The sequence below is a fragment of the Actinomadura sp. genome (genome assembly GCF_044508335.1).
GTDB lineage: Bacteria > Actinomycetota > Actinomycetes > Streptosporangiales > Streptosporangiaceae > Spirillospora.
Genome location: NZ_JBIQHY010000231.1, coordinates 1 through 2,495, shown reverse-complemented (window position 1 = coordinate 2,495; position 2,495 = coordinate 1). Strand labels below are relative to the sequence as shown.

Annotated in this window: 3 protein-coding genes; 1 reads left to right on the top strand and 2 read right to left on the bottom strand. The window is 69.9% G+C overall.

From position 1 onward, the window contains the following. Positions 1-167: 167 nt before the first annotated feature. Positions 168-857: a hypothetical protein gene (locus tag ACIWVC_RS34495; protein WP_396455208.1), complete on the bottom strand. Its 690-nt coding sequence runs from the start codon at positions 855-857 to the stop codon at positions 168-170. Positions 858-1,238: 381 nt separating this feature from the next. Between ACIWVC_RS34495 and ACIWVC_RS34490 the strand changes: the two genes are divergently transcribed. Beyond that, positions 1,239-1,448, top strand: a complete 210-nt coding sequence (locus tag ACIWVC_RS34490) for a S1 RNA-binding domain-containing protein (RefSeq protein ID WP_396452420.1) — start codon at positions 1,239-1,241, stop codon at positions 1,446-1,448. A 274-nt stretch (positions 1,449-1,722) separates the two neighbouring features. Here ACIWVC_RS34490 and ACIWVC_RS34485 read toward each other — a convergent pair. Further along, positions 1,723-2,495 (bottom strand): AAA family ATPase (locus ACIWVC_RS34485; RefSeq protein ID WP_396455207.1); only part of this gene is annotated, 773 nt, incomplete at its 5' end.

The following is a 2,495-nucleotide window of genomic DNA, read 5'->3' as shown; positions in this document are numbered from 1 at the left end:
CGACGACCGCACCGTCGCCGAACTGGCCCGCGACACCGTGACCGCGTCCTTCGCCACCCCCGAAACCAAGACCCGCCTACACCGCGAGATCGCCACATGGCTGACCCTGCCCGCGCACCCCACCCTCCGAGACCGTCCAACACCACCCGAGTGACGGTGCCTCGACGTCAGCCGGGGCGGGTCGAGGCGATGACCGTGTGCAGATGGTCGGCGCGGATCTCGCGGAGAAACGGGTCAGTGTCGTCCTGCCACTGAGCCCACGTGCGCACTAGCGGGTGCACGGGAAGGCCGAGCCGCGCCGCGGCCTCCTGGGACGCGTCGAACGCCGCATCTGCGCGGAGGCCGCCGATCACCAGTATCTCGACATCGCGCGGCCAGTCGCCGGGGACGCCGGCGTAGCGCGCCGCCCAGGGGCCGAACAGGTGCACCTCGCGGACGGACGGGAGGCGACCGAACTCCTCGGCGACGACGGCGGCCGGCCCGAACGTCAGCATGACCAGGCGGGCCAGCGGCTCGTACAAGGGGCTCCGCTCGTCGCGGGAGACCAGGCGGCCGGCGAGCGTGCGGCGCGGCGCGAGGACGCCGGCCCGCGACAGCCGCTCGACCTCCCGCATCACCGAGGCCAGATCGGTGCGGAGCATCACCGCGAGATCGAGCATCGACGCTTCCCGGCCCGGCCCCAGCAGGAGGCGGGCCAGCAGTTCGCCCTGCAGCCGCGACCGGAAGATGGGGAGCTGCTCCGGCGCACGGGCCCGTACGTCCCGCCGGAACGCCTGAGCGATGCGCGCCTCGCTCGCCGGCCCACGCGCCGGACGCCGATGGAACTCTGCCGCCGCACCGACCACACTCGATCGCATGTTCGAACACTATTCCTCGCCTCCGACATCCCCGGCGTTCAGCTGAATCCTCGGGGACGGGGGAGGCCGAGAGAAGTGGAACGGCGTTCTGTGGAAAACCCCGGTGCCCTGCCCGCTTCGACTCGGGGATGCCGGTTGCGGCGCTGATCGTCGTCCCGGTGCCGCCGGCCGGGGTGCTGCGGCACCGACATCGGCGCTTGGCGGGCTTCGGGGTGGAGATCGCCAAACCTGGGCGGGTATCCTCGACGCATGACTGCCGGGTCGGCGCCAAGCCGCGCACAGAAGGGTCACCCGGCGACTGCGTGATCACCGCGCGGGCCCGAGGCCCGCCCCCGTTGCGAGTACGTGCACGGCCACTCGCAACGGAAGGAGGTGACACTCATGAACTGGCAGGACTTCCTCGCACGTCACCGGGTCGGCGACGTCATCGAGGGCGTGGTGACCGCCCAGGCGCCGTTCGGTTCGTTCGTCGAATCCGAAGGCATCACCGGGCTCGCGCATCAGCAGTCCTGGCCTGTCGGCACCCGCGTGTCGGTCAAGATCCTCGCGATCGATCCCGACAAGCAGCGGTTCAGCCTGGCCGCGGCCTGAGTGAGCGCTGATCCGGGGGAAACGGCCTCCCCCGGATCAGCGCCGTCCTGGGTGCTGGCCCGGTGGGCGCAGCTTCACAAAGTCGGAGTGCTGCCGGACGACCGTCCAGCCCGGAAAGCTCCGGTAGAAGCCGGCGAGCGTGAACGGGTCGGGGGCGTCCTGTGCGGGACGGAGAGGTTCGCGCGGGGAGGTCGGCTCACATCGGCGCCTCCGCGTCGAATGCGGAAGGGCCCGCGGCCGGACGGGAGTCCGGCCGCGGGCCCTTCCACGGACGTCAGTCCTTGTTGAAGTTGACCGCGCCCTCGATGGGCGGCGGGCTGTCCGGGACGCCGGTCGGCTTCGGCACGCCCTTGAACGTGAACTTGGCGTTCTCCGCCGTGTCCTTGTTCTCGGGGTCGAAGCCCTCGGTGCCCACGATCACGATCTGGCCGGGCTTCAGCTCGTTGTAGAGGATCTTCTCGGACAGGCTGTCCTCGATCTCCCGCTGGATCGTGCGGCGCAGCGGCCGGGCGCCGAGAACCGGGTCGTAGCCCCGGATCGCGAGCAGGTCCTTGGCCTCCTGCCGCAGCTCGATGCCCATGTCGCGGTCGCGGAGCCGCTCGTCCACCTTGGCGATCATCAGGTCGACGATCTGGATGATCTCCTTCGGGGTGAGCTGGTGGAACACCACCGTGTCGTCGACGCGGTTCAGGAACTCGGGGCGGAAGTGCTGCTTGAGCTCCTCCGACACCTTCGCCTTCATCCGCTCGTACGAGCCCTGCTCGTCGTTCTGGCGGGCGAAGCCCATCGAGACGCCCTTGGAGATGTCCTTGGACCCCAGGTTCGTCGTCATGATGATGACGGTGTTCTTGAAGTCCACGACGCGGCCCTGCGCGTCGGTGAGGCGGCCGTCCTCCAGGATCTGCAGCAGCGAGTTGAAGATGTCCTGGTGGGCCTTCTCGATCTCGTCGAACAGGACGACCGAGAACGGCTTGCGGCGCACCTTCTCCGTCAGCTGGCCGCCCTCCTCGTACCCGACGTAGCCGGGCGGGGAGCCGAACAGCCGCG

Excerpts from the sequence above, each read along its gene's own strand:
- ACIWVC_RS34495 (WP_396455208.1), bottom strand. The coding sequence starts at position 857 with ATGCGATCGAGTGTGGTCGGTGCGGCGGCAGAGTTCCATCGGCGTCCG.
- ACIWVC_RS34490 (WP_396452420.1), top strand. The coding sequence starts at position 1,239 with ATGAACTGGCAGGACTTCCTCGCACGTCACCGGGTCGGCGACGTCATC.